This window comes from Hymenobacter sp. B1770, from assembly GCF_049896385.1.
Classification (GTDB): Bacteria; Bacteroidota; Bacteroidia; order Cytophagales; family Hymenobacteraceae; genus Hymenobacter.
Genome location: NZ_JAFCUF010000080.1, coordinates 1 through 609, shown reverse-complemented (window position 1 = coordinate 609; position 609 = coordinate 1). Strand labels below are relative to the sequence as shown.

General features: G+C 66.3%; 1 protein-coding gene. It reads left to right on the top strand.

The window, feature by feature from the left end; translation table 11 throughout:
* Positions 1-609 (top strand): PAS domain-containing protein (locus ACP7AJ_RS21570; RefSeq protein ID WP_426062303.1); only part of this gene is annotated, 609 nt, incomplete at both ends.

The window sequence follows — 609 nt, the reverse complement described above, 5'->3', positions numbered from 1 at the left end:
TCACCGAAAGCAACCAGTACCTGGCCCGGGCCAACTCGGACCTGAAAGCCGCCAATGCCGACATCCGGGCCTACGCCGCCGAGCTAAATCTGAGCCAAAAGGCCCTGCGCCAGCTCAACCAGCAGTTGGAAACCCGCGTGGCCGAGCGCACCAGCCAGCTGCAGGCCGCCCTGCGCGAGGCCGAGCAGCAGCGCGCCACCATCGCCGCTGTCTTCGACCAGACTCCCACCGCCGTGTGCTTGCTGCGCGGCCCCGAGCTGCGCTTCGAATACGTCAACGACAGCTACCAACGCTTCTATCCCGAAAAGGAACTGCTGGGCCGTCCGCTGGCCGAGGCCCTGCCCAACGTCGATGAACAGGGCTTCATCGCCCTGCTGCAGCAAGTTTACGCCACCGGGCAGCCCTACCACGGCCAGGAAATGCCGCTGGTGGATGCTGGCCCGCTCGGCCCGCGCACGCGCTACTTTGACTTTACCTACCAGGCGTACCGCGAGTACGGCATCGTGGCGGGCGTAGCCGTGTGCGCCTTCGACGTGAGCGAGCAAGTGCGGGTACGCGAGCAGGTGGCCATGGCCATTTTCCGGGGCCCGCGCTACGTCATCGAGCTGG